Consider the following 26,629-nt stretch of genomic DNA (forward strand, 5'->3'; position numbering starts at 1 on the left):
GATTTGGAATTGCTAACTTTGCCCCTGAAAAGAGCAAAAACCATCTTTGGAAGTAACGAAATGAAAAAAACATACACCATCATTATATTGCTTTTGGCAGCGCTAAACTCTATTGCGCAGTCAACCAAGAACTTCAGCGGAAAGTTTGTCAACGAAGAGTTGGGGATATACCTGGTAATAGATTTTTACCAAAACAACGTGGTCGTGCCCAACCAGGAAATATACGGTGTCATGCCGGGCTTTCTGGGCGACTACAAAGACGGCCGCAAATGGCTCATTACAGACGCCAGAACCAACCACAGCGACACCGCAGCCCAGCTCGACATGGTCAATGACTATGGAAGCGAAGACCTGAAGGCAGAGCTGGTCATCGGCAAGGACGGCATCTGCATCCTGAAGCAGCTCAAGGGAAGCGCGCTGAAGGTGGCACGCAACCGCAAGTGGGTGAAGCTGCCCAAGCAGATTGTGTTCAAGAGAAAATAGGTTTGCATCGTTTATCTGCAAGCCCCCACCCCACTCTCTGTATACAAATATAAATAGGTATAAGAGACGCGCGCCTCTCCACAAGTCACGATCTTGTGAATGACAGGCGCGTTGGCGATGCCAACTTTAACCCTCATCTGCCCACGATACGGCTTTGCGCAGATTGCAAAGCGCGAATTCTGCAAATCGCAGTTTGCAATGATGGTTTCAAGTCATGAAATCACCAAATCGCGCTTCAAAATCATATTAAAAGCCATCGCGGACAATTTCGCCGCTTCGCTCTTCATATAACTTGCCACAAGTAGATTATTATCAAGGAACATCGTGGCGGCAAGTACGATTTACAATGATTTTGCTGCAATGATATCGGTCGAAACGTTGTCGGTTACAGAGAAAATGATTACCTTTGTAACTAAGGAGATTACTGCAACACTTATGAAGGATTGTTTTACATTCAAGCAGTTTGTGGTCAAGCACGACATGTGCGCCATGAAAGTTGGCACCGATGGCGTGCTCTTGGGCAGTTGGGCCGATGGCGGCGACAGGATATTGGATATCGGCACAGGCACAGGCCTCATCGCCCTGATCATGGCCCAGCGCTTTGACGGCGCGCATATCGACTGTATCGACATCGACCCCAAGGCTTGCCAGCAGGCTCGGGGCAATGTCGCTGACAGTCGTTTTGCCTCGAGAATCAATGTATATCACAGCGATGTGTCATCATTTGAACCACCACAACAATATGACAGCATCGTGTGCAACCCTCCCTTCTTTTCAGAGTCACTGAAATGCCCCGACGAGCAGCGCTCCATGGCACGCCACACCGACTCGCTGCTTCCCCAAGACCTCTTCCGGCATGCCTATAGACTACTTGCCCCCAACGGATTGCTATCGATAATCATCCCCACCGACCAGTCGGCCGTCTTCCTGCAGGAAAGCAGCATCGCAGGGTTCTTCATCCACAAGAAAACACTAATCAAGACGACAGAGAAAAAAACTGCCAAACGCATGTTGGTTACGTTTGGCAAATATCAGACCGACTCCTATCTGGAGAAGTGTCACGTCCTCATGGAGGGAGGTGACCGTTCTGCTTGGTATAAAGCACTGACAGAAGAGTTTTACCTATAAAAACATCTGTCAGATATTCAATTTGCGTTGCAGCACTTTGCTGAGCGCCAGCACATGGCGTCCCTGCTTCGACAAGTCGTCACGCACGATATTTATCTCATTGAATATCTGCGCTGCGGCGCTCTGGAAGGCATTAGGCTTGCGCTTGCTTCGGTCGGCATAAGGGTTCACGACGATATTGATGCCCTTCTCCTGCAGCGTAACCTCAACGTCGGCGTCGGTCATGACAGGGTCGCCGTCGAAATGTATCATCCCGGGCTTGGAGCGGTGTATATGCAGATGTTTGGTTCTGAATGTCTTGATTTTGGAGCTCTGGTCGAGCGTCTTATTGAACATGTCAATGCTTATCTGCGGCGCTTCGAGCAGGTCGAATGGCTCCATGATGATTACATCCATCAGTCCGTCACTCATGGATGCCTGTGGCGCAATGTAGCAATTGTTGCCATACTGCGACGCATTGGCACAAGAGACCAGGAAAGCCTTATAAGTAGCGGTCCCGTTCTCATCACAAATCTCGTAAGTCTCCGGCTGGTACTTCAGTCCTTCCTCCAGAACCTTCTGGACATAAGTGATGGGACCACGCTTGCCAGCTTCGGCAAACTTGTGACTGACACAAGCGTCGAAACCCATTCCACAAGTACAGAAGAAGGGATAGCCATTGATGACACCATAGTCGAGAGGTCGTATCTGGCACAGATTGATTATCTCGAGCGCCTTCCGGATATTGATAGGTATCATCAGGTGGCGCGCAAGACCATTGCCCGAGCCACAGGGGATAATGCCCAAAGCCGTATGGGAATGAACAATGGCGCGACCTACCTCATTGACAGTCCCATCGCCACCAACAGCCACGCAGACATCAACCCCATCAGCAACAGCCTGCCTTGCCAGTTGCTCGGCATGACCCGCATACTCGGTAACGCGAATCTGACAATCAAACTTGCTGCTGTCTATATATTTGTCGATTAACGGCGCAATGCCATCCTTACTCGTAGTACCCGAAATAGGGTTCATTATGAATAATACTTTCAACTTCATAAATGAATCTTTAACTGCAAAAGTACAAAAAAGCTTTCCATATTTCTTCACAAACGGTATTATTTTTATCAAAAAGAGTTATTTCTTATCACATTTCGCTCTTTTATAAGTTTTTTTTGTACCTTTGCACAAAATTTGACTAATAACGAGAGTTTAAAATGGGACAATTACAAGAAAGGTATAAGAATTACCGAGAGCCACAGAAGTATATGGCTGCAGGAGTGTATCCATATTTCCGTGCAATAACCAGCAAACAGGGTCCAGAAGTAGAAATGGACGGCCACAAGGTATTGATGTTTGGCTCAAACGCCTATACAGGTCTTACCGGTGACGAGAGAGTTATCGAGGCCGCCCACAAAGCGCTTGATAAATACGGATCCGGATGCGCCGGTAGCCGTTTTCTGAATGGTACTCTTGACATTCACGTACAATTAGAAAAAGAACTCGCCGAGTTTGAACATAAAGACGACGCTCTATGCTTTGCCACAGGTTTCTCAGTCAACGCTGGCGTTATCGCAATGGTGGTAGGCCGTGGAGATTATATTATCTGTGACGACCGCGACCACGCAAGTATCGTTGACGGCCGCCGTCTGTCATTTGCCACTCAGCTCCACTACAAGCACAACGACATGGAAGATCTGGAGCGCGTGCTTCAGAAACTGCCCAAAGAGGCCATCAAGCTCATCGTAGTCGATGGCGTTTTCTCTATGGAAGGTGATTTGGCCAAGCTGCCCGAAATCGTAGAACTCAAGCATAAATACAACTGTTCGCTCATGGTAGACGAGGCACACGGCCTTGGCGTATTCGGCAAGCAGGGACGCGGAGTCTGCGACCACTTCGGTCTGACCGACGAGGTAGACCTCATCATGGGCACATTCTCGAAGAGCCTTGCATCGATTGGCGGCTTCATTGCCGGCGATGCAGACACCATCAACTTCCTGCGCCACAGCTGCCGTACTTATATCTTCAGTGCCAGCGACACTCCCGCTGCTACCGCTGCTGCTCTCGAGGCTCTGCACATCCTTCAGGAGGAGCCCTCGCGTCTGGAGCACCTTTGGGATGTGACCAACTATGCTCTGAAGCGTTTCAAGGAAGAAGGCTTTGAAATCGGAGATACCGAAAGTCCTATCATACCTCTCTATGTAAGAGACATCGAGAAGACCTTTATGGTTACCAAGCTGGCCTTTGACAACGGTGTGTTCATCAACCCCGTTATCCCACCAGCCTGCGCACCACAGGATACGCTGGTAAGATTTGCCCTTATGGCATCTCACACCCAAGAACAGGTTGAGCGCGGTGTTCAGATATTGAAGAAAGCATTCAAAGAACTTGAGATAATCAAGTAACAATAATGACAAACAATCGGAATAAGCTGATAGAACGACGTTCTGTCAGCTTATTTCTTTTCAAGATAAAGAGAGTCACGATTATTTGTTCGTTTCAATTATTATTACTAACTTTGCTGCGTAAATATACATATTATAATAAAGTATAAGTTATGCTTACATTAAAACTTATCAGTGAAGAAACCGAGCGCGTGGTGCGCGGGTTGGAAAAGAAACACTTCAAAGGTGCTCGTGAAGCCATCGAGAAGGTACTGGAGTACGACAAGCTACGTCGTGAAACCCAGCAGAAATTAGACAACAACAAGCAACAACAGAACCTGCTGTCCAAGCAGATAGGCCAGTTGATGAAAGACGGCAAGAAGGACGAGGCCTATTCGACCAAGGAACAAGTTGCCGAGCTCAAATGTACCGACAAGGCTCTGCAAGAGATTATGGCAAAGGCACAGCAGGATATGACAGACATACTGCTCACCATCCCTAACATACCCAACGACGACGTGCCCGAAGGCAAGGATGCCGCTGACAACGTGGTAGTCAAAGAAGGAGGCCCCATGCCCGAACTTCCCGAAGACGCTCCTTGCCACTGGGATTTGCTCAAGAAATATAATCTGGTTGATTTTGACCTCGGCGTCAAGATTACCGGCGCCGGTTTCCCTCTCTATATCGGCAAGATGGCACGTTTCCAGCGCGCTCTCGAGGCTTTCTTCCTCGACGAGGCCCGCAAGAGCGGTTATCTGGAGATACAGCCTCCCTACGTAGTGAACGAAGCCAGCGGATATGGCACCGGCCAGCTGCCCGACAAGGAAGGCCAGATGTATCACGCCAATCTGGACAATCTCTATCTCATCCCTACTGCTGAAGTTCCTGTTACCAACATTTTCAGAGACGAGATACTGGACGAGAAGGACCTGCCCATCAAGCGCTGCGCCTATTCAGCCTGTTTCCGTCGTGAAGCAGGAAGCTATGGCAAGGACGTGAGAGGTCTCAACCGTCTCCACCAGTTTGACAAGGTTGAAATTGTACGCATCGACACTCCCGAACATTCATACCAAAGTCTGAACGAAATGCTCGACCATGTAGAGGGTCTGCTGAAGAAGCTGGAGCTCCCCTATCATATTCTGCGTCTGTGCGGCGGCGACATGAGTTTCACCTCTGCCATCTGCTATGACTTCGAAGTATGGAGCGCTGCACAAAAGCGTTGGCTTGAGGTTTCGTCAGTATCCAACTTTGAGAGTTATCAGGCCAACCGCCTGCACTGCCGTTTCCGTCGCAATGACACTAAGAAGATAGAAATCTGCCACACACTCAATGGCTCGGCCCTGGCTCTTCCACGTATTGTAGCCGCTATCATTGAGAACAACCAGACACCTGAAGGCATCCGCGTTCCTCGTGTACTGGTACCCTACTGCGGCTTCGAGATGCTCGACGACAAGAATTTCTAATTCCACCTTATTATATATGGGGTAAGGGCAAATAGCCCTTCCCCACTTGTTAACAACAAGAAATCATCATTCCACCATGTTCAAACTTATTTCCAAAAAACAATATTCAGAGAGAGTATTCTGCCTTGAAATAGAAGCGCCGCTTATAGCAAGAAGCTGCAAAGCCGGCAACTTCATCATCATCCGCGTCGACAAGAACAGCGAACGCGTACCCTATACTATCGCCATGTCTGATGCCGACAAAGGAACCCTTACTCTGGTAGTACAGGAAGTAGGTCTCTCTTCTACCAAATTGTGCCGATTGGAACCAGGGGCATATATAGAAGACGTAGTAGGCCCGTTGGGAACTCCATCAAAAATCGAGAACTACGGAACCGTGCTTTGTGCTGGAGGCGGCATTGGAATAGCCGCAATATTACCGATTCTTACTGCGCTGAAAAAAGCCGGTAACCGAGTAGTATCGGTACTGGCCGGTCGCACAAAGGAACTGGTGATAATGGTGGACGAAGTCGCCCAATACTCAGACGAGGTCATCATCATGACCGACGATGGTTCGTGGGGCGAAAAAGGTGTGGTCACCGCAGGTATGGAAAAGGTCATCAAGCGCGAGCATGTCGACAAGGTGCTTGCCATCGGACCTCCCATCATGATGAAGTTCTGTTCCTTGATGGCACAAAAGTACAATATCCCTAACGACGTCTCTCTGAACACGATTATGGTAGACGGAACCGGCATGTGTGGAGCATGCCGACTGACTATTGGCGGAAAGACGAAGTTTGTATGTATCGACGGCCCTGAGTTTAACGGCAACCTTGTAGATTGGGATGAAATGTTCAAGCGTATGGGTACTTTCAAGGCCGTTGAACGCGTGGAGATGGAACACTATGCCGAACACGCAACTATTCCCGTAGCTGAAGAGAAAGAGAGCTGTGATGACAACAATAGCTGCAAGTGTAACAATACTGCCGAAGCATGCGACCTCACAGACCGCAACGCTGCATGGCGTGAAGAACTGAGAAAGGCGAAGAGTGCCAAAGAGCGCAAAACGATTGCCCGTGTGGTAATGCCCGAACTGGATGCCACCTATCGCGCCACAACACGACTGGAAGAGGTCAACAAAGGCCTCACCAAAGAGATGGCTCTCGTTGAGGCTCAACGCTGTCTGGACTGTGCCAAGCCTGGATGCGTGGAAGGTTGTCCTGTAAGTATCAACATCCCCTCATTCATCAAGAATATAGAGCGCGGCGAATTCCTCGCTGCAGCCAAGGTGCTGAAACAAACCTCGGCTCTGCCCGCCGTATGTGGCCGCGTATGCCCCCAGGAGAAACAGTGTGAAAGCAAATGTATCCATCTCAAGATGAACGAACCGGCTGTGGCCATAGGTTATCTTGAGCGTTTCGCCGCCGATTATGAACGTGAAAGCAATAGTATCGCACTGCCGGATATGGCACCTAAGAACGGCATCAAAGTAGCGGTTGTCGGTTCGGGTCCTGCCGGTCTGAGTTTCGCTGGCGAAATGGCCAAGCACGGCTTTCACGTACATGTATTCGAGGCACTTCACGAAATTGGCGGTGTGCTGAAGTATGGTATTCCCGAATTCCGTTTGCCCAATAAGATTGTCGATGTTGAGATAGACAATCTCCGCAAGATGGGCGTGGAGTTCCAAACCGACTGTATTGTAGGCAAGACCATAACAGTAGAGCAGCTCGAAGAACAGGGATTCAAGGGAATATTCGTCGCTTCAGGCGCAGGATTACCCAACTTCATGAACATCCCTGGCGAAAACTACATCAATATTATGTCATCCAACGAGTATCTGACCCGAGTAAATCTGATGGATGCCGCCAATGAACGGACAGACACACCCATCAATATCGGCAAGAAGGTGCTGGTTGTAGGCGGTGGAAACACGGCAATGGACTCTTGTCGCACGGCAAAGCGCTTGGGAGCAGATGTCACCCTCGCCTACCGCAGGTCGGAGACAGAGATGCCTGCCCGTCTGGAAGAAGTAAAGCATGCCAAAGAGGAAGGCATCAACTTCCTTACACTCCATAATCCCAAAGAATATCTGGCTGATGAAGAAGGACGAGTGAAGGCTGCCGTACTCGATATCATGAAGCTGGGCGAACCCGACGCAAGCGGAAGAAGAAGCCCTATAGCTACTGGGGAAACACTGACAATAGAATGTGACCAGGTAATTGTTGCTGTGGGCGTATCGCCCAACCCACTTGTACCCAAGTCGATACCCGGCTTGGAACTGGGGCGAAAGAATACCATCGTCGTGAACGAACAGATGCAGAGCAGTCGTCCAGAACTGTATGCCGGCGGCGATATAGTAAGAGGTGGCGCTACCGTAATTCTGGCAATGGGCGACGGGCGTCGCGCTGCCAAGAACATGGCTGAGCGCCTAATCAACATGTCTAACGACAACAAGTAAAGAAAAGATAATGAACGGGTTGTACACCATCATTCTACTTATACTGAGCAACGTATTTATGACATTGGCTTGGTACGGCCATCTGAAAATACAGGAAACCGGCCTCTCACGCGACTGGCCCCTAATTGGGGTTATCGTCTTCTCGTGGTCTATCGCATTCTTGGAATACTGCTGTCAGGTTCCAGCCAATCGCATAGGTTATGATGGCAATGGAGGCCCATTCTCGCTCGTACAGCTCAAGGTGATTCAAGAATGCGTCAGTCTGGTCGTGTTTGCCATTATAGCCAACATCCTCTTCCAAGGCCAGAACTTGCACTGGAACCACATTCTTGCTTTTCTGCTCATTATCTGTGCAGTTTATCTTGTGTTTATGAAATAGTATAACCATTATGAAGAAACTGATTATATTGATGATACTCATCTCCGCTTGTGTATCAACACAAGCCCAAAAGCATCGCAGAGTTAAACGGCCGGCTGTCAAGGTGTCGACAGAGCCATCTCCCGAAGAGAAGCTATACGCATCCATGTTGCCATCAACCGCAAAAATCATGTTTATTGACAGTCTGGTGGTAGACAGAGACTCGTTTCTGACAAAGATTCCTCTCAATAAGGAGTCTGGCGAAATCATGTCTTACAACAAATTCTTCAACAAGGCCAAGAAAACATCAGTAATGATGTCGGTCTATATCAATGAATTTGGAGACCAAGCCTATTATGCGGAAGAAGACACTGTCAGAGGGAATAAGCTCTATCGCTTGGACTGGCTTGGCGAGAAATGGGGTAAACGCACCAAGGTAGAAGGCATCGACTCTGCCTTCCATCAAATCAATTATCCGTTTGTCTTGTCTGACGGTATCACTCTATTCTTCTCGGCAAAGGGAGCCAACAGTGTTGGCGGTTACGATATCTTCACAACTACATTCGACAGCGACAGTGGCAAGTTCTATGAGCCCCAGAATTATGGTTTCCCCTTCAATTCCACAGCCAATGACTACTTCCTTGCCATAGACGAGTATGACAATATAGGATGGTTGGTAAGCGACCGCAACCAGCCAGAGGGCAAGGTGTGTATCTATACTTTCATCCCACCTACTCTCCGCAAAAGTTTTGAGGAGGATGACTTGACGGAAGATGAGCTCAAGAAGTATGCCAATATCCAAAGCATCGCCGACACATGGAAATTTGGTAACCGCGCAGAAGGGCTGCAAAAGAAGGCCAATCTGCTGGAACGCCAAGCAGCCAAGTCAAGCGACGAGTATTTCTCCTTTGTCATCAATGACAAGCTGGTCTATCATCGCCTGGATAACTTCAGGAGCAAAGCAAACCGCCAGCAATTCCTGATGTTCAACGGACAAAAGGCACTCTATCGCAAAAAGATGGAAGAACTTGACAAGATGAGGCTGAATTATGAAAGTCTCTCGAAAGGACAGAAAGCAAAAGTATCTACTGACATCATCAATAAAGAACAAGAAACAGAGCAACTGCTCAACACAATTACTGAGACAGAAAAGAGAATAAGAAACTCTGAGAACAAACTTATTAACAGATAACTATTATGAAGTATTTTGCTGAATCTGAATTAATTATTAACCCAGATGGTAGCATTTTCCATCTGCACGTTAAGCCAGAACAGCTCGCTGACAAGATTATTCTCGTTGGCGACCCTGGCAGAGTTGCACTTGTTGCCTCTCATTTTGAGACCAAGGAGTGTGAAGTAGAAAGCAGAGAGTTCAAAACCATCACAGGTACATATAAAGGAAAACGTATCACTGTACAAAGCACAGGTATTGGCTGTGACAACATCGATATCGTTGTGAATGAGATGGACGCCTTGGCCAACATTGACTTCAAGACGAGACACGAGAAGGAAACCTTCAAGCAACTCACATTTGTACGTATTGGTACATGCGGCGGTCTCCAGCCATACACACCTGTTGGAACATTTGTTGCCAGCGTGAAAAGCATCGGTTTCGACGGATTGCTCAACTTCTATGCCGGACGTAACGACGTATGCGACCTCAAACTTGAGGAGGCATTTAAGAAGCACATGAATTGGAGTCCGCTTCTCTCAGCGCCCTACGTGATTGATGGTGACAAAGAGTTGGTAGACCGCATTGCAGGCGAAGATATGGTAAGAGGCATCACCATCGCATGTGGCGGTTTCTTCGGCCCCCAGGGTCGTGAATTGAGAATTCCTCTGGCAGACCCTCATCAGAACGAGAAGGTAGAGAGCTTCGTATATGGTGACTTACGTATAACCAATTTTGAAATGGAATCCAGCGCGCTCGCCGGCCTCTCCGCTCTCATGGGCCACAAAGCCATGACTTGCTGTATGGTAATTGCCAACAGGGTGGCCAAGGAAGCTAATGCTAATTACAAGAATTCTATCGACAATCTTATCATAGAAGTACTTGATAGAATCTAGTCTGACCTGACAGACATCTCGTATAAAACGAACAGCGTCATACTATTGTCCTACGTGAGAAACAAGAGACAACGGTATGACGCTGATAGAATATAGCAACACCACCATCGGCGTGGATATATATTAGAGGTACATATACATATTTATTATATAGATGATGAACAACGATACTATATGCGCTCTGGCCACACCTGCAGGCGGAGCCATCTCACTCATAAGAATCAGCGGTGACAGAGCGATTGACATTGCTGACATGGTGTTTATATCAAGCTCGAAGAGGCCTCTAAAATCTGCACGCCCAAACACAATACATTTCGGCAACATCATAGACTCCAACGGCGAGGTTGTCGATGAAGTCCTTGTTAGTGTATTCCATGCACCCCATTCCTATACAGGAGAAGATTCTATTGAAATCTCATGCCATGGGTCTACGTTCATAGCCGCCACGATTCTTAGAATGCTTATTGAAAAAGGCTGTCGCCAAGCTACACCCGGAGAATACACTATGCGCGCTTACCTCAATGGGAAAATGGACCTTAGTCAGGCAGAAGCCGTGGCAGACCTCATTGCGTCTACCAATAAAGCGACTCATAAAATAGCCATGTCCCAGCTCAAAGGTCACTTCAGCAACGACTTGGCCATACTTCGTGACAAGCTGTTGAAAATCACGTCTCTGCTTGAACTCGAGCTTGACTTCTCCGACCATGAGGAATTAGAATTTGCTGAGCGGGGAGAATTGCTTGCTTTGGCCGAAAGCATTGAGAACAAGATTGATAGTCTGTGCAAATCATTCGAGAGTGGCAAGGCCATCAAGGAAGGCGTCGCCGTTGCCATCATAGGCAAGACAAACGTTGGCAAGAGCACGTTGCTTAACAGATTGTTAGGCGAAGATAGAGCCATCGTCAGCGACATCCACGGCACCACTCGCGACGTGATTGAGGACACTACGACTATTAATGGCATCAAGTTCAGGTTTATTGATACCGCCGGTATCCGAACCACAGATGATGCCATTGAACAACTTGGAATTGAACGAACATTCGAGAAACTTAAGCAGGCGACCATCATACTCTGGCTGACCGACCAAGACACCTTTGACGAAGAAGAGCAAACTGCAATCGACGCCATTGATACCAATCAGAAGGTTATCATCGTCAGGAATAAAATAGACCACAACGCCTACACCCAGTCTCCCACTCAAGCCAAAGGCGTATTCCGCCAGATTGGCATCAGTGCCAAGTACGGTACGAATCTGGAGGAACTGCAACAAGCCATATACCAGGCCGCCAACATTCCCGAGATACATGAAAACGACTATCTCGTCACTTCCGCCCGTCATTACTATTCGCTACGCCAGTCTCAAAAAGCATTGCAGAGAGTGATCGAAGGTCTGTCCACAAATCTTTCAGGCGACCTTATAAGCGAAGACCTACGCCAAGTCCTCTTCCATCTTTCCGAAATCACGGGCAATACCATCACCACTGATGAAGTCCTTGGCAATATCTTCTCTCATTTCTGCGTGGGAAAGTGAAGCCACTACAAAGAAAATAATAAAATCTGCAAAAATAAGCCCGTAACACCCTTATTTTCAAGTGTTAAAGTTTGTGCTTATCTTTGCAGATTTTTGTTTCGGGTATTGTTTATTTGCAGATTTTTCTTTAACTTTGTCCCCCAGTTGTCCCCCGAAATAGTCGCAAAGGGTCAAAAACTGTCCCCCGGGGACAGAAAAAGTGTCCCTCGAAACAAAAGTCGGTGGTAATTTCTAAAACGATTAATGACTATGGCAAAGAAGAAATCAGCAAGCGTCCAAAGAGGACAAGTTAAGCTTCGCGAAAAGAAGCTTAAAGATGGAAGTTCAAGCCTGTACCTTGACATCAATGTTGGTGGCAAGCGTCATAAGGAATATCTGAAGCTTTATCAGGTAGTCCCTACTACAGCGCAGGAAAGAGAACAAAACCGTCAGGCTCTTGCAGCAGCCAATGCCATGAGAGCAAGACGTGAATTAGAAATCATCAATGGCAAATTCGACATCACACAACCCAAACAAGGCGGTGTTCGTTTCCTTGATTACTATCGTCAGATGTGTGAAGACCGTTTGAAGACTCCAGACTCAAATGGCAATTGGGGAAACTGGCATAGCTGTTTGAAGCATCTGGAAGTTTACTGTGATGAAGCAACTACCTTTGATGATATTGATGCCGAGTGGATTCAGGGATTTAAGGATTATCTGAACACAGCAGAGAAAGATGCTCAGAAGAAAACTGACCCAAAGGTTTCTTACGTATTTGTTGGTTTGTCACAGAACTCTAAGGTATCGTACTTCAATAAACTACGTGCATGTCTTAATCAGGCATTTGAAGAACATATTATCGACAAGAATCCAATCAGAGGTGTCGAAGGATTTAAGCAGGAAGAGGTTGCCCGTGAATACCTGACCCTCGATGAAGTTAAGAAGATGGCTGCAACTCCATGTAACTATCCCATTCTAAAAGCGACATTTCTGTTCTCTTGTCTGACTGGACTCCGTAAGAGCGACATCGAGAAATTGACATGGGGTGAAGTCCAGAAATTTGGAAAATATACTCGTATTGTTTTCAAACAGAAGAAAACAGGTGGTCAGGAATACCTCGATATTTCAGACCAGGCAGCAGCCTATTTAGGAACCCGTCGCAATGATGTTGACCGAGTGTTTGAGGGTTTCACCTATGGTGCATGGACTTCACTCGAATTAAAACGATGGGCACTTGCAGCAGGTATCTCTAAGAACCTAACTTTCCACTGTGCTCGTCACACATTCGCTGTAATGATGCTCGACCTCGGAGCCGACATCTACACAGTCTCTAAGCTCCTTGGCCACAGAGAACTTTCGACAACTCAGATTTATGCCAAAGTTCTTGACAAGAACAAACAAGCAGCAGTCAACTTGATTCCAGACATAAGTAAGTAGAATTCTCTATACATTATATATATGGTAACAAGACAAGAAGCAGTTTTGAGCTTTGTGAAATTCAATAAGTTCGCGAAGCAACTCATATATGACATCTGCATAGGTGGAAACACTAAGTTAACATCCTACGCTGAAGAATTGCTTCAATTCGAGCAGTGGAAGGAGGACATAATGCTCTATATTAACTTTAATCCTGACCCAATCATCATTGAGAAGATAGCGTCACTCGGTTCTCCAGAAATGTTAGAGAACTACATAAATGATGGAAAAGAAACACTTCCTCAAAATACTCTTGATGCCCTTACTGGAGTTGTCAATGCGATGAATTCTATTCATGATCTCTGCTATAACATCAATCAAGAGTCTAAAGGCAAATTCAGATTCTTGGTTGACGAATTTGCCAATGAGGAAGCTGCTGCCCTTTTTGACCGTGCAGTTAGTGCAGGCTATTTGACCGCTGAATATCAACCAAAGGGCGACACAGACAACTACACGCTGAAGATTATCGCCTTTGCCATTGGTGAACTACTTCATTTAACTATGCGACATAAATGGTCACATTTCGAAGAACAATGGAGCATCAACAGGGCTAATAAACTTTCCACATTACCTATCAGCGAAAGGCAATTCAAAAGAGCCGGAAAACTTATGCAGCTCTATCCCGAAGTTGACTTTACTATGCTCACTGCACCAAATGAAGACAAATATTTTGATGCTGCCTATGGTGCCCGTCGTGTACGTGCGCTTTATCAAGAACTACTTGACCACGGCTACATAAGTCCTGATACTACGGTTGAAGACTTTCTCAGCATCTTCAACCTTGGAAACCAAACAACCAGGAAACCCATCGAATGGATGAAGAGTCAACAACACCTCTCCTACTTCATTTATTTTACATTCTCAAAGACAAACAAAGACTACTGGGTTAAGACTGTTGCATGTTTCTCTGTCAATGGTCATGCTCCTCATAAAGGAAGTCTGGTTACAGGTTTAGTGGCAATGCAGAGAAAGCCAAACTTTGGGACTTTCGATGTGGAATTAAAAAGAATTGCTTCGAAATACAACAATGGATAAACCAAATTGATATTAAATCATTCTACATAACAGAGGTGGGTAAATATATTTGTTTACCCACCTTTTGTGTTTATAAATTCGATGTACAATAATCATTATACACGATTCCTTAAAGTACAACTATGAGATTTAAAAGGCCAAAATAAACAAAGGTAGTCAATATATCGTGCTCAGCCAATAGGTTGAGCAAGATGGACTAACATGGATATGGTTATTACACTTCAATATTATAATTTTGCAAACTATGGCGAGTTCAGAATCAAATATAGCTTCTCAAAACGGGATAATTCTTGGTGATAACAAGATTGTATGCTCCCTCATCAACAAGGTAATAAAGACTACTCAATTCGGGTCTTTAAAACGACAATAAATGGAAATTTATGAGAGAGAAATCATGTGTCGCCATAAAATAGTGATAACAATGTTCGGCGAAAGCCGTTACATTATATTTTCAATTTAATAAATATAAAAACAATGAGAAAAGAAAAATTTTTCCTCTCTCTTTTTTGAGAGACTGACGCGGACAAGCCACTTGACCGCTGCCAAGAGTGGAGATTCGGGATTGCTCGAAATGCTCCGTGAAGCCTACGACCTCTATCAGGTCGAAGTTGTTAACCAAGGCAAACTTTATCAGCGTTATGCTGATGATTTTGTTTATAGCCATGAGTTCCACGATGCCATCGACGCATGGAGCAAGAATGAACATCAGAAGAACTACCGCATTCTTGATTCACTACTAACCAATCGACGTGACCTTGTTGAGAACTACTTCAACAAAAGTGGAGTTAGCGAAGCAGAGCTGAGGGAAATGCTTAATCTGTTTAATACTACGCTACCTTCATCCAACACCTTTGTAGCTCGTAAAAAAGTCAGAGAGGCATCAGACCTCAATTTATGCTCCTGTCTCGACAATGATGACCTTAGTATTCTTGCTCGTTGCTGCAACGAGGCTCAAATCTTCAGCGAAGTCATCTATGCCAGCGACCTTCTTTCTCTTCTGGACGGCAAATTGTCTATGCCTCTCCATTCTCGCAACAATCGGCTTGTCGCCTTTTTCTTCGACCAGCTATCCCTCTACAATCTCATCATCCGCAACTGGCAGAACGTTCTTGCCCACCAACGCTGCATTGTCAGCTCCACAGGCAAAGACACTCTGACCCAGAAGTCTTTGTCTTCAGCTCTCTACTCTATTGTAGATTTAGAATTGTCTGCACAGGAGAAGATCATTGATGATGCAGTACGTCCTATCGGGCAGAAATATCAAAGAAAAAGAAACACTGACAAATAACTGCAAAGATGATGTCAGGGAGTGAGCAAGAGAATCAGATAGAGTCTCTATTATCTCTCTTTCTCATGAATGACTTTCGATGTACTTTTGCCCTCCGTAACCGGTTTACATTGGTAACGGAGGGCAACCTCTTTTTGTATCATCATAAAATAAAAGAAATGGGCAGACGTAAGACAACATTATCAGACAATGCTTTGGAAATGATTATTTCCATAAATCAGCGACTCACAGAACTTGTTAACTGTGACATTCCCAAGCGTCTTCATTGTATTGAAGAGAAATTGGACTATATCAATCCGAAACTTTTGACGATTGAACATATTGATAGGTTTTACAGTGAAGTCAAAACGGTATTAACTGTTACAGAAGCTTGTGAATATATGGGCATAACTGAATCTCACATGTACAAGCTGACCAGTCTCGGGAAAATACCTCACTACAAACCTACAGGTAAGCTAATATATTTTGATAGAAGTGAGCTTGATGACTGGCTATTACAGAATAAAACATATAATGAAATAAGAAATAACGATGAAAACAAATGATTTTCCCCAAGCAAATCAACTTGACAATGTACATATTATAAGTTTGCTTGACAGACTTGAAGCAGCCAAGAAAGTTCTCGAAAAATCTGAAGACATTGAGTCAACGATTGAAAAGCTAAACAATCTTGAATACTTCCTAAGAAGATTCGGGACGCTCAAAGATCTCGCCACTCACATGCTTTTCATTGAGAAGAAAATGTATATTCTCAAAGAGTATCTGACTGTCACTGAAGCAGCGGACTATCTTAATCTTTCTCCCAGCCTGGTTTATAGATTAACCAGCAAACACGAACTCCCCATTTACAAGCCTAACGGAAAGACCATTTTTATTCGTAGAGATGATCTTAACAGATGGATTGCCAAAACCAGAGTCATGTCTGATGACGAGATAGAGGAATATGCAGCCACCCACATGGAGAATCTGTTCAAAGGAAATTTTAATCATAAAAACAAAAAGAAATGATGGACATAACAACATTAGGCAATCAGAGAATTGACCAGAAGACATTTGAACAATTATTAAAGCACATTAAGCTGAAGGTTACTGAGGAATATGCTTTTCCTCCAGAAATCATCACTTGTGGAGGGGCAACAATAGCAACTCTGGGCAACTTCAGTGCTTCAGTCGGCAAGCCAAAGAGTAAGAAGACGTTCAACGTTTCTGCTATTGTTGCTGCTGCCATATCAGGTAAAGAGATTCTTGGATATAAGGCACACTTGCCTGAAGACAAAAAAAAGATTCTTTATATTGATACGGAACAGAGCAAGTACCACTGCCATAAGGTTCTAGAGCGAATACTGAAGCTGGCTAATCTTCCATTGAACAAGGAAAGCGGACTCATCGATTTCTTTGTCTTGCGCGAGTACACCCCAGAACAGAGACGAGACATCATCACCCTAGCATTACGTGGTGATTCACGATATGGTTTGGTTGTCATCGATGGTGTCCGTGACCTTCTCAGGGACATCAATAACCCAAGTGAGGCACTTGACATTATCAATGATTTGATGCGATGGTCAAGTTTCTATGACCTTCACATTCACACAGTACTTCACTTGAACAAAGGCGATGACAATACTCGTGGCCATATAGGTTCCGAGTTGAATAACAAGGCAGAAACTGTACTTCAGATAACCAAGAATATAGATGACAGCAATATGAGTGAGGTGAAAGCCATGTTCATTAGAGACAAGGAATTTGCCCCTTTTGCGTTTCGTATCGACAACAACGGTCTTCCAAACTATGTGGAAGGCTACAAAGCCGAACTTGCCAGACGTGACAAGAAGATGCACTTCTCCAGACTAACGGAAGAGCAGCATCGAGAGGCTATTGAAAGCGTTGTTGGCGATAATGCTCCACTGGGTTATTCAAAGATGATTAACCTCCTAATGGATGGCTATTCTAACATTGGTTATTCACGAGGTCGAAACACCATCATCAGCTTACTTCGATACCTGATTGAGATGGGACTGATACTGAAGACTGATAAGGCTTACCAGTATGTTCCACAGAAACAGGAATCGGAAAAACAGCCAGAAGATACTGATGAGGACGGTTTAGTTTAGTTTGGCTGTTTATATATATGTACTGGCATACTTACGATGTAAACTATGAACATATCACAGGCCAAGCTCATCAATTTAGTGGACTTTCTTGAACAGGAAGGACACAAGGCAGTAAAGCAGAGGGGAAACATTTATTGGTACAACTCCCCAATCCGTAGTGAGAGCTCACCTTCTTTCAAGGTTGACTCCAGTAGAAATGAATGGTATGACTATGGTTTAGGAGAAGGTGGTGACATCCTCGACTTAATAAAAGGGCTATACAATGTGAAGACCACCAGTGAAGCCCTTACCATACTTGCACCTAAAAGCAATTCATTCATTAACGCTATATATCATCGGAAAGATGCACCACCTAAAAGACAGGAGTCCGGGCAGATGCACAATGTTGCGTACTATCCACTTACACATCGAGCGCTATTATCTTATATGATGAAGCGGAAAATTGATGTGAATCTAAGCCGTGTGTATTGTTGTGAAGTCCATTATGACCTTCGCGACAAGCACTATTTCGGCATCGCTTTTCGTAATAGAATTGGAGGGTACGAAATCAGGAACCAATATTATAAAGGATGTATAGGGCATAAAGATATAACACTTATTCGGAAGAGTAATGAGGAGATCCAGGAGCATATCATTGTTTTCGAAGGTTTTATGGATTTCCTTTCATACATGATGCTCTCCGACATAAAGAGCAGCCGTATTTGCCTGCACTATCAATGTGATTATATGATATTGAACTCCATCAATTGCCTTGATAAGGCTTTGGGTGAGCTTCCATCATATAAATATGTACACTCATTTCTCGACAATGACGATGGCGGCAAGCGTACATTTCAATCTATGAAAGGTATTCTTGGTGATATTGTTATTGATGAAACGCACAGATTCAATCCTTATAACGATTTGAATGACTATCTGGTAAAACAGCCTAATTCCGAATTATAGCCAGTTTGTGCTGCCATGTATATAAGGAGTCTCGACCGAGGCTCCTTTTTTTTGTGTTTTCATGTTTTCGAGTATGATATTTTCTGCAATATTATACTCAAAACTAAACTCCTGTTAATATTCGATTGTAATTCAAATTTTCTTCATTTTATGTAGATTTATCTATGTTCCTTTGCACTCGCAAATTTTAAGTCGAACCAAAAATTCAAGTATCAAAATGAGTGCATTTGCCATATTCGTATTAGTTCTGACAGTCATCTATGTCATCTACTATTCCGCAATCATCATGCAAGATTTGTACGCGAAGAAAGATGCTCCCAAGACAGAAGAGGAAGACTTTGATGTCAGTCAGATGCAGAATCAGGAAGAACCTATTAGCATTACTGAAGATGCTAACGGATTCCATCTTAATGGTGATACCACTGAAGAACAGGAAGAACCATTGTCCGTCACTTTGATTGAAAATGATGACGATGCAAACAAGTACCAGGAAAAGATTAAGAAGGAACATACCAGTGTCGAGGAAGAATGCCAACGTTTGCAGGATTCCATGGAAGACGTGGATGTTGACAGCACAGGTGAAACTGAGGCTGATGTCATGGTGAACATGCTGCTTAACCAGAAGCCTGGTGGTCCGAAAATCTTCTATTCAAGGGATAACGTATGAAAACAGGTTTGGGTGTAACACATAAGATTGTCGGTTTTTGTTCGGCTGGCATCCTGCTCTTCCAGCCAATGTTAGCATCTGCCAAATGCGGAGGTGTTGACTATAGCTGGGGAGCGGATGCTTTGGCGAATGCGCATGACTATACAGTTACAATGATGCTGTATGTGGTCTATCTCTCCTATGCCATCGCTGCTATCGTTGCCATCATTGGTGCATTGCAGATTTATTTCAAGATGACAACTGGAGAAGGTGACATCACTAAGAGCATTATGATGCTCGTCGGAGCTTGCCTGTTCATGATTGGAGCATTCATCTTATTCCCAGCCTTCTTCGGATATAATATCATTTAGGATAACGAACACGATAACAAACAGGATAACAAATAAACAGGATAACGAAAAATCTCAAATGGCCAAGAGAGAAGAATCATGTGAATAGTAATTAACAAAATCTGTAAAACGTAAGAAAGAAATGAAGAAAATTAAAAAGTTTGCTAAGAATCTCTTCAGTGCCAATCGCATGAAGATGCTCGCCATGATGCTTCTTTGCGGTACTGCCGTAACCTTTGCGCAGAACGCAGCTGGTGACTACACCGCAGGAACCAATGCTCTCTCCACCGTCACGGAGGAGATTGCGAAGTATGTTCCTTATGTAGTGAAGCTGTGCTATGCCATCGCCGGTGTAGTTGCCGTTGTCGGTGCGATCTCCGTGTACATCGCCATGAACAACGAGGAGCAGGACGTCAAGAAGAAGATTATGATGGTTGTCGGTGCTTGCATCTTCCTCGTTGCAGCTGCACAGGCTCTGCCTCTCTTCTTCGGTCTCTAAACCAGATTCAAGCGTAGATACACACTATGGCAGCAGGAACAGAACACAACGAATATGTCAGTTACCCAATGTTCAAGGGACTTCAGAAGCCTCTGGAGTTCATGGGTATCCAAGGGAGTTACATCACATGGGCAGCTTGCGCTGTTGGCGGTGCCATTCTTGGCTTCATCATTGCCTACTGCATCTTTGGATTCGTTGCTGGTTTGATTGTTCTTGCTGTTTCTCTCTGCACTGGTGCCGGACTTATCTTCTTCAAACAGAAGAAAGGTCTGCACACGAAGAAAGAAGACCACGGTGTGTTTATCTACGCTTGTTCACGAAGAATGTAATTTTCATCGAGTGTAGTTAATGAGCAAGTGTATTGAAATCTGAATAAATGTAATCGGTAGGCTCGCCCCTTCGACAGGGTGAGTCTGCCTTAATTTGGAGATAAGAATGATTCTATATGTCATCATAGCATTTACCGCGATACTCATAGGCATGGCCATCTCTGTCTATGCCTTTGGAACTGGTGGTAAGCGCAAGAAGATATTCCAGGACATCTACTTCTCCATCGAGGATGTAGATGGTATTGGTGTTCTCTATACGAAAACTGGTGAATATTCGGCTATAATCAAGATTGAGAATCCCGTTCAAAAGTACTCAGCCAATATTGACAGCTACTATGAGTTCACTCATTTGCTTACGGCTATTGCACAGACGCTTGGAGAAGGTTATGCCATCCACAAGCAGGATGTATTTGTCAGGAAGCAGTTCAAGGATGAGACATCGGATAATCATGAGTTTCTTTCTGAAAGCTATTTCCGATACTTTACTGGCCGTACCTATACAGACAGCCAGACCTATCTGATTATCACTCAGGAGAACAAAAAGAGCCGTCTATTGTCCTTTGACAGCAAGAAATGGAGAGATTTCCTTGTAAAAATCCGCAAGGTTAAAGATCTCCTGAAGGACAGCGGTGTAGATTCTACCTATTTGGGTGGTGAAGAAGCCAGAATGTATGTTGACCGCTATTTCTCAATGAACTTCGATGACAAGATTGTGTCGATGACCAACTTCAAAGTCGATGACGAGACCATTTCCATGGGCGATCGTCGATGCAAGGTGTATAGTCTTGTTGACGTGGACTGCATCAACATCCCTTCGATTGTCAGGCCGTTCACCAATATTGAAGTGAATAATGTCGCTATGCCTGTCGATCTTGTGTCTTTGGTTGACAGCATCCCTTCAGCAGACGTGGTTGTCTATAACCAGATGTTCTTCATGCCAAATCAAAAACGTGAACTGGCATTGTTGGACAAAAAGAAGAACCGCCATTCCAGTATGCCCAATCCAAGTAATCTGATTGCTGTTGAGGACATCAAGAAGGTTCAGGATGTTATAGCCAGAGAGAACAAACAGCTTGTATATACCCATTTCAATTTGATTGTAGGTGTTCCCAAGGATGCCGACATTCAAAAATGTACGAACCATTTGGAGAATGCTTTTGGTCGCCTTGGCATTCATATCAGCAAACGAGCCTATAACCAGTTGGAGCTGTTCGTTAACTCCTTCCCCGGCAACTGTTATGGAATGAACCAGGACTATGACCGTTTCCTCACTTTGAGCGATGCTGCTGCTTGTCTGATGTACAAGGAGCATATTCAGCATAGTGAGGACACACCTCTCAAAATCTACTATACGGACAGGCAAGGTGTGCCTGTAGCCATTGACATTAGTGGAAAGGAAGGCAAAAACAAGATTACGGATAACTCCAACTTTTTCTGCCTTGGCCCATCTGGTAGCGGTAAATCCTTCCACATGAATAGCGTAGTCCGTCAGATGTGGGAGCAGAATACCGATGTTGTTATGGTCGATACAGGTAACTCTTACGAGGGGTTATGTGAATATGTTGGCGGTAAGTATATCAGCTATACCGAAGAACATCCCATCACCATGAATCCTTTCCGCATTAAGCGAGAAGAGTTGAATGTGGAGAAGACTGGCTTCCTGAAGAACCTTATCATGCTAATTTGGAAAGGTACGCAAGGAACTGTCACTAAGACGGAGGAAAGACTTATTGAGCAAGTCATCACAGAATACTATGATGTCTATTTCAACGGCTTCAATGGCTTTACTCCACCCCAACGTGAAGACTTACGGAAAGGGTTGCTCATTGATGACCGAAACAAGAATGTCAATAGTAGGGAAACAGAAAATGAGCGTATGGCACGTATCGAGGCACAGATTGACGAGATAGAGAGTCGCAGGAAACAACTTCCTGTAACCGAACTGTCATTCAATTCCTTCTATGAGTTCAGTGTGCAGCGTATTCCCGACATCTGTCAGGAAAACCAGATTCAGGGCATCGACATCAGTACCTATCGCTATATGATGAAGGACTTCTATCGAGGTGGTAATCATGATAAAACCCTGAATGAAGACCTGGATTCCACACTGTTTGATGAGACATTCATTGTCTTTGAGATTGACTCCATCAAGGATGATCCGCTGCTTTTCCCCTTGGTAACGCTTATTATTATGGATGTATTCATCCAGAAAATGCGTATCAAGAAGAACCGTAAGGTGCTTGTCATTGAAGAGGCGTGGAAAGCCATTGCCAGCCCTATGATGGCAGAATACATCAAATACCTCTACAAGACAGCACGTAAGTTCTGGGCAAGTGTCGGTGTCGTAACACAGGAAATTCAGGATATTGTTGGTTCTCCCATCGTAAAGGAGGCCATTATCAATAACTCTGATGTCGTGATGCTGCTTGACCAGAGCAAGTTCCGTGAGAGATTTGATGAAATCAAGGCAATCCTTGGTTTGACCGATGTGGACTGCAAAAAGATTTTCACCATCAATCGACTGGAAAACAAGGAAGGACGCAGTTTCTTCCGTGAAGTATTCATCCGTCGTGGAAGTGTTGGAGCCGTCTTTGGAGTCGAAGAACCCCATGAATGCTACATGACTTACACCACAGAAAGAGCCGAGAAGGAAGCCTTGAAGCTCTACAAGCGAGAACTGAAATGCAACCATCAGCAAGCAATCGAGGCATATTGCCGTGATTGGGATCGTTCTGGTATCAGTAAATCTCTGCCTTTTGCCCAAAAGGTAAATCAAGCAGGGCATGTATTGAACTTAAAACCAATTGAAAAGCGTTATACATGAAAAAATGTCTGCTTATAATCTCTCTTATCATCTGTGCCCTGGCAACAGCCAAGGCACAGTACTACAGTGTCAACTTTGATAAGGAAACTGTAGCCAAGATGGTAGCATCCTTCAATACCGAAGCTGCCACAGAGATGTATTATGCAGACCAGATAGCCAAAATTCGAGAGCATTATCAGGCTGCAGAGGTAGCTGCTGCTGGTATCTTCACGAGTAAGTTCCTTGACCGCAAGGCATTGACAGACCTCGGACTTTGGACAAGCAGCACGGAGAACTATTACTATCGACGTATTTATCACATGGTTTCGGCTAAGATTATGCCGAAGATTTGGACTGTAGCCGGAATGATGCTCAAAAGTCCCCAAAATGCCTTGTATTGGGGTTCCTACCTCTATAAGGTTTGTGATGAGACGAAGAATCTGTGCTATCAGTTTGAGTCTATCGTCACCAACAGCAGTCTGAGCTTCAGAGATATTGCGTTTCTTGAAATCAACGAGCAGCTTAGGGACATCTTGAAGCTTTCAGAGCTTGGTGATGTGGATTGGAAAGCCATTCTGGATAATATCGGTGATATACCTTCAAATTTCAGCAAAGAGAGTCTTCAGGAAGACCTTGACAACCTCTATGCAATGGGCGTTAACATTGCCACAGCTGGAGCAAACAATCTTATCAACTCAATACTGGCAAATAGTAACTTTAGTGGCACTATCATGGATAAAACAGCCAGTGTCATAGAGATTGCTGACAACGTATATAACCTGTATGAGAACATTACGACCAATACAGGTGGTACTTTACTTAACCTGATTGGTGGCCAGGATGCAGTAGCAAACCTATTCAATCTCTCCAATTATAATGCTACGGCATGGTTAACAGACTATGCCCGTGAGGGAATGGGACAATATTATACCCAGCGTTGGTATATTTATCGTGTGGATAGAGGAAGTGTTAATCTATGCGACTACTACCCTCCTACCGATGATAACAGCATCCTTTATGGAGATCATTGGTATCGCATTGATACCAGAGACCCTGACTTCTATCCAAACAGCAGCCAAAGAGAAGCCGCCTTGCAGAACTCAGAGAATCATGCCGGGTGGAGTCGTAGCCGAGTCCAACAGCTTAACAACAGCAATGACGGCTTCTATTACTATATCAACTATTGGAGCAGTGCCTATATTCTGAGCAAGAGCCGAAGCGGACAATATGCCAAGGCTTATGCCTACGAGATTCATGTCACAAAGTCTTGGAATAACACAGAAATCAAATATGAGGATGTCTTTGACTCCTATACGATGGATCTGGCTTCTTTCAAGGCTGGTCTGAATGCTCGTCTGGCTGACTATAATGACAATGAGGAAGGTTTCACCTACTACATCGGTTCAGATTCAAAGAAATACTATCAGGCAACCGATGCCCAAAAGATTGCTGGCTGTGAGACTGCCACTATCAGCGTGACCTGCCATGATGGAGCTAAGCTTGGAGAGGGTTCAACCCAATACAAGTGCAGCAGTTGTGGTGGTTCTGTCAGTAACCACACCAAACAGTGTGCCATGTCCACCTCTATCACTGAATCCGGGTTTGACACTTCAGAACTGGATGGGAAAATCAGCGAGGCAGAGAGTAAGATTGCCATGCTTCAGTCACAGATAGCTGCATTGGAAGCTCAGAATGCAGACTTAATCAAGAAGATAGCCAATGCAAGTATCAATGATGCCGCCACCTATAGGCAGCAATATAATGCCAACAAAAATCAGATAGCCTCTCTTACATCGGAAAAGAGTAATTGGGAAAGCCTTTTGGCTCAGTACAATCAAGCCAAACAGGAGGCTATCAACAGTGAGTCTGCCCAAACAGATGACTATTATCGAATACCAGCCATCATGCAGGACTATAAGACAGCTTATAATCTTACATGGAATGGCAGTGGTTCCTGGGAGGGTAACACATTCGTCCGTACTGCTACCATGCCAAACGTCAATGGAGTTATCACCTTCAGGGCAACAGTCTCGATAGCTCGTGGCCCGAAATATTTCCTTGGCATCAAGATACACCGTGCCATCGTACAGATAGCATGGACACTTACTACTGATTACAGCGATACACAAGTTGTAGCCGTGCTTGACCTTGATCCTCAGAAGAGTGATGCGGAAAAAGCAGCTGAAGTAAATGCCAAGATTGCAGAGATTGCCCGTGAATATCCCAACTGTGATACGTCTGTGGAATACGCAAAGACAGATCCTGTAGAGGCTGATGATACGGATGATACTTATCATCTTCTTTGGTCAAGCGACCGTCTGGAGATTGCGCGAGACATCGACACTCGCCTGACAAAGATATATGCAGACCTTGTTTCGTTGGAGAAAATGATGCATTACAAGCATTCCATCATTGACATATTGAGGACTATAGCACCATACATCAATGATGAACAAGGCCGCAGACTTACTCTTGTAGAGCAATGCAGGAAGCGTTGGCTCAGACATGCTGCCAATAGCAGCCATTCAGATAGTTATAACGGAAAATACGACGATGAAGATGAATAGAATAATTATCATAGCTATTACGCTCTTGTCATTGTTTCCTACCATTTCGAGAGCACAGTTCGGTTTCGATATACCATCCGTCGAAGCCTATATCTATGACCATAAGGAACAGCGTAGTCTTCTGCTTGTCCGTTCTACCCTCGAAGCAAGCAACAAACTGCTGCATGACTATTCAAGTGACGCAAATATCGGCTATAAAGACATCAATGCCCAGCTCGACAGATATACTCGTGCCTTTGATGTCATAGATATATTATATCAGACCTTGCGAACAAGTCTCAATGTCTATAACACTTATGAGACAGTCAGTGACCGTATTGGTGATTATAAGGACATGCTTGAAGATTTCAACAAGAAATGTCTGGAGCGAGGAAACATTGTCAGTACCGATACGCTTATCATCACCATCAATGCCAGAGCTTTGGCAAAGATTGCTGATGAAGGAGACAATTTATATAAGTCTGTGAGTGATTTGGTTCTCTATGCCACAGGAGCTGCTGCCTGTTCTACATCTGACTTAATCTTGGTTCTGAGTAGTATAAACCAGTCCCTCGACAATATAAAGAAACATCTGAACAAAGCCTACTTCGACACATGGAAATACATCCAGGTTCGTATAGGATATTGGAAACGTCAGGTGTATCGTGCTAAGACAAAACAGGAGATTATCGAAGGTGCTTTTGGAAGATGGAAAGGAGCTGGCTACCTCGGATATTAGTTTAGAACAGATATTAAATCATCACTTTATGAGAAAATACATAATCTATTTGA

At 44.7% G+C, this 26,629-nt stretch carries 24 protein-coding genes; 23 read left to right on the plus strand and 1 reads right to left on the minus strand.

Features of this window, described 5'->3' with window-relative positions; genetic code table 11:
* Positions 1-60 precede the first annotated feature (60 nt).
* Positions 61-483 carry a hypothetical protein gene (locus CIK87_RS06650; protein ID WP_094386489.1) on the plus strand — a complete coding sequence of 141 codons (423 nt, stop codon included), beginning with the start codon at positions 61-63 and terminating at the stop codon, positions 481-483.
* Between the two features lie 435 nt (positions 484-918).
* A complete protein-coding gene (locus tag CIK87_RS06655) occupies positions 919-1,611 on the plus strand; it encodes a tRNA1(Val) (adenine(37)-N6)-methyltransferase (RefSeq protein WP_094386491.1) in 693 nt (230 codons plus the stop codon).
* A gap of 9 nt (positions 1,612-1,620) precedes the next feature.
* On the opposite strand, the gene CIK87_RS06660 is transcribed toward CIK87_RS06655, so the two are convergent.
* The gene (locus CIK87_RS06660; RefSeq protein WP_094386493.1) at positions 1,621-2,649 is read right to left on the minus strand and encodes a diacylglycerol kinase family protein; all 1,029 of its coding nucleotides are present in this window, start codon (positions 2,647-2,649) and stop codon (positions 1,621-1,623) included.
* Between the two features lie 158 nt (positions 2,650-2,807).
* Between CIK87_RS06660 and CIK87_RS06665 the strand changes: the two genes are divergently transcribed.
* From CIK87_RS06665 to CIK87_RS06765, 21 genes are all read left to right on the plus strand, one after another.
* Positions 2,808-3,995: an aminotransferase class I/II-fold pyridoxal phosphate-dependent enzyme gene (locus tag CIK87_RS06665; protein WP_022311062.1), complete on the plus strand. Its 1,188-nt coding sequence runs from the start codon at positions 2,808-2,810 to the stop codon at positions 3,993-3,995.
* 152 nt (positions 3,996-4,147) lie between these two features.
* Positions 4,148-5,437 (plus strand): serine--tRNA ligase, encoded by a 1,290-nt coding sequence (gene serS / locus CIK87_RS06670; protein WP_094386495.1) that lies wholly within the window; start codon positions 4,148-4,150, stop codon positions 5,435-5,437.
* A gap of 76 nt (positions 5,438-5,513) precedes the next feature.
* Positions 5,514-7,874, plus strand: coding sequence for a bifunctional dihydroorotate dehydrogenase B NAD binding subunit/NADPH-dependent glutamate synthase (locus CIK87_RS06675; RefSeq protein ID WP_094386497.1), 2,361 nt, complete (start codon positions 5,514-5,516; stop codon positions 7,872-7,874).
* Positions 7,875-7,884: 10 nt separating this feature from the next.
* Positions 7,885-8,253: a DMT family protein gene (locus tag CIK87_RS06680; RefSeq protein WP_022311065.1), complete on the plus strand. Its 369-nt coding sequence runs from the start codon at positions 7,885-7,887 to the stop codon at positions 8,251-8,253.
* 10 nt (positions 8,254-8,263) lie between these two features.
* Positions 8,264-9,424, plus strand: coding sequence for a hypothetical protein (locus CIK87_RS06685; RefSeq protein WP_144008138.1), 1,161 nt, complete (start codon positions 8,264-8,266; stop codon positions 9,422-9,424).
* Between the two features lie 2 nt (positions 9,425-9,426).
* Positions 9,427-10,299 (plus strand): nucleoside phosphorylase, encoded by an 873-nt coding sequence (locus CIK87_RS06690; protein ID WP_094386502.1) that lies wholly within the window; start codon positions 9,427-9,429, stop codon positions 10,297-10,299.
* A 157-nt stretch (positions 10,300-10,456) separates the two neighbouring features.
* Positions 10,457-11,830: a tRNA uridine-5-carboxymethylaminomethyl(34) synthesis GTPase MnmE gene (mnmE, locus tag CIK87_RS06695; RefSeq protein WP_094386641.1), complete on the plus strand. Its 1,374-nt coding sequence runs from the start codon at positions 10,457-10,459 to the stop codon at positions 11,828-11,830.
* Between the two features lie 249 nt (positions 11,831-12,079).
* Positions 12,080-13,246, plus strand: a complete 1,167-nt coding sequence (locus CIK87_RS06700; RefSeq protein WP_094386504.1) for a site-specific integrase — start codon at positions 12,080-12,082, stop codon at positions 13,244-13,246.
* A gap of 21 nt (positions 13,247-13,267) precedes the next feature.
* Positions 13,268-14,320, plus strand: coding sequence for a hypothetical protein (locus CIK87_RS06705; RefSeq protein ID WP_094386506.1), 1,053 nt, complete (start codon positions 13,268-13,270; stop codon positions 14,318-14,320).
* A 532-nt stretch (positions 14,321-14,852) separates the two neighbouring features.
* Positions 14,853-15,608, plus strand: a complete 756-nt coding sequence (locus CIK87_RS06710; protein ID WP_094386508.1) for a hypothetical protein — start codon at positions 14,853-14,855, stop codon at positions 15,606-15,608.
* Positions 15,609-15,766: 158 nt separating this feature from the next.
* Positions 15,767-16,153 carry a helix-turn-helix domain-containing protein gene (locus CIK87_RS06715; RefSeq protein ID WP_254046517.1) on the plus strand — a complete coding sequence of 129 codons (387 nt, stop codon included), beginning with the start codon at positions 15,767-15,769 and terminating at the stop codon, positions 16,151-16,153.
* The gene (locus CIK87_RS06720) at positions 16,140-16,616 is read left to right on the plus strand and encodes a helix-turn-helix domain-containing protein (RefSeq protein WP_094386510.1); all 477 of its coding nucleotides are present in this window, start codon (positions 16,140-16,142) and stop codon (positions 16,614-16,616) included. Before CIK87_RS06715 ends, CIK87_RS06720 begins: the two co-directional genes overlap by 14 nt.
* Positions 16,613-17,719, plus strand: coding sequence for an AAA family ATPase (locus tag CIK87_RS06725; protein WP_094386513.1), 1,107 nt, complete (start codon positions 16,613-16,615; stop codon positions 17,717-17,719). The genes CIK87_RS06720 and CIK87_RS06725 overlap by 4 nt, the downstream gene beginning before the upstream one ends.
* A gap of 45 nt (positions 17,720-17,764) precedes the next feature.
* Positions 17,765-18,664, plus strand: a complete 900-nt coding sequence (locus CIK87_RS06730) for a toprim domain-containing protein (RefSeq protein WP_094386515.1) — start codon at positions 17,765-17,767, stop codon at positions 18,662-18,664.
* A 217-nt stretch (positions 18,665-18,881) separates the two neighbouring features.
* Positions 18,882-19,331 (plus strand): hypothetical protein, encoded by a 450-nt coding sequence (locus tag CIK87_RS06735; RefSeq protein ID WP_094386517.1) that lies wholly within the window; start codon positions 18,882-18,884, stop codon positions 19,329-19,331.
* Positions 19,328-19,681, plus strand: coding sequence for a DUF4134 family protein (locus CIK87_RS06740; protein WP_094386519.1), 354 nt, complete (start codon positions 19,328-19,330; stop codon positions 19,679-19,681). The genes CIK87_RS06735 and CIK87_RS06740 overlap by 4 nt, the downstream gene beginning before the upstream one ends.
* A 121-nt stretch (positions 19,682-19,802) precedes the next feature.
* Entirely contained in the window at positions 19,803-20,159 is a 357-nt protein-coding gene (locus CIK87_RS06745; RefSeq protein ID WP_027455151.1) for a DUF4134 domain-containing protein, read from the plus strand.
* A 26-nt stretch (positions 20,160-20,185) separates the two neighbouring features.
* Entirely contained in the window at positions 20,186-20,488 is a 303-nt protein-coding gene (locus CIK87_RS06750) for a DUF4133 domain-containing protein (RefSeq protein ID WP_094386521.1), read from the plus strand.
* A 106-nt stretch (positions 20,489-20,594) separates the two neighbouring features.
* Positions 20,595-23,312: a helicase HerA domain-containing protein gene (locus tag CIK87_RS06755; RefSeq protein ID WP_094386523.1), complete on the plus strand. Its 2,718-nt coding sequence runs from the start codon at positions 20,595-20,597 to the stop codon at positions 23,310-23,312.
* The gene (locus CIK87_RS06760) at positions 23,309-25,858 is read left to right on the plus strand and encodes a hypothetical protein (protein ID WP_094386525.1); all 2,550 of its coding nucleotides are present in this window, start codon (positions 23,309-23,311) and stop codon (positions 25,856-25,858) included. Before CIK87_RS06755 ends, CIK87_RS06760 begins: the two co-directional genes overlap by 4 nt.
* On the plus strand, positions 25,851-26,576 hold the full coding sequence (locus CIK87_RS06765) for a hypothetical protein (RefSeq protein WP_027455147.1): 726 nt from the start codon (positions 25,851-25,853) through the stop codon (positions 26,574-26,576). Before CIK87_RS06760 ends, CIK87_RS06765 begins: the two co-directional genes overlap by 8 nt.
* The last annotated feature ends 53 nt before the right edge of the window (positions 26,577-26,629 follow it).

Source organism: Prevotella sp. P5-64, from assembly GCF_002251285.1.
Classification (GTDB): domain Bacteria; phylum Bacteroidota; class Bacteroidia; order Bacteroidales; family Bacteroidaceae; genus Prevotella.